The sequence below is a fragment of the Rhodoferax sp. RT5P35 genome (genome assembly GCF_056521385.1).
The window spans coordinates 1-1,197 of record NZ_JBWMAX010000228.1 but is presented as its reverse complement, the minus strand read 5'-3'; the positions used below and the strand labels follow the sequence as shown (position 1 = coordinate 1,197).

Sequence of the window (1,197 nt, the reverse complement as noted above, 5' to 3'; positions counted from 1 at the left end):
ACGTTTCTTGCTGGCTGCAGGCAGTGCGGGCATTGAGGCCGCCACCAATATCGAAGTGGAGCGCGGTGTCATCAAGATGTACCTGGCGGTGTATGGCGCAACAGCCTTGCTGTGTTTGCTGACCTTCCGCAGCCTGCGCGCCACCATCGTGGCCATGATTCCCCTCATCATCACCACCATTTTGTGCAAGGCCTTGATGGTGTGGCTGGGCATTGGCCTGAAAGTCGCCACACTGCCGGTGATTGCCGTGGGTGTGGGCGTGGGGGTGGATTACGCGCTGTACCTGCTGAGTGTGCAACTGGCCATGCAGCAGCGCGGCGCATCGCTGACCGAAGCGTATCGGCGCTCACTGGACTTCACCGGCCGCGTGGTGGCATTGGTGGGGCTGACGATGGCTGCGGGTGTGATCACCTGGGCCTGGTCGCCCATCAAGTTCCAGGCCGACATGGGCGTGCTGCTCGCCTTCATGTTCATCTGGAACATGCTCGGCGCCCTGGTGCTGCTGCCCGCGCTGGCGCACTTCCTTTTGAAACCCGAGCGTGATGAGGCCAGACAGGCATTGGCGCTGCAGGTTCCCTCGTCCGCCACTGCGCACTAACCCAGAACCACACCATGATCTACCGACACCTGGCAGTTCCCGTTGACGGCTCTCCCTTGTCTGCGCTCACGGTCGAACAGGCCGTGGCCTACGCTCGTGCGGCAGGCGCTGCCATCACTTTTGTGCACGCCCGCCCCGATGTGGCCAACAGCAGCGACGGCGCTTTGCTGCACGCCATGTCGACAAGGGACTTTGCCGAGACGGCGGCAGGCAACGCCCGCGGCATCGTCGCGAAGGCAGAGGCTGCCGCTCGCGCGGCAGGCGTGGAGTGCGCGGCCGTCATCTCGACCACAGACAAACCCCACGAGGCCAATCTATCGACAGCGTATGCCAAGGGGTGCGACCTGATCTTCATGTCCTCCAGGGGACAACGCGGCCTCCAGCGCATTATTGGCGGTTCCGTCGTCGACAAGGTACTGCAAGGCACGACGCTGCCGGTGTTGGTGGCGGCCATCGAGCGCAACCGGGTTCTGAGCGACGAAGAACGCGCCATTGCCATGATCAAGGACGAGCACCGGTCACTGGCTGCAGTGGTTCATGGCCTGCAGGAGGCGCTCAAGCACCCACCCGTGGCCACGCCCTTGTTTGCGCTGCTGCAC

2 protein-coding genes are annotated in these 1,197 nt (G+C 63.5%); both read left to right on the top strand.

Annotated features, from left to right (window positions below; translation table 11 throughout):
• Positions 1 to 598 (top strand): MMPL family transporter (locus AC097L_RS25220; protein WP_479589447.1); only part of this gene is annotated, 598 nt, incomplete at its 5' end.
• A gap of 14 nt (positions 599 to 612) precedes the next feature.
• The coding region (locus tag AC097L_RS25215) for a universal stress protein (RefSeq protein WP_479589446.1) at positions 613 to 1,197 on the top strand (585 nt) is incomplete at its 3' end.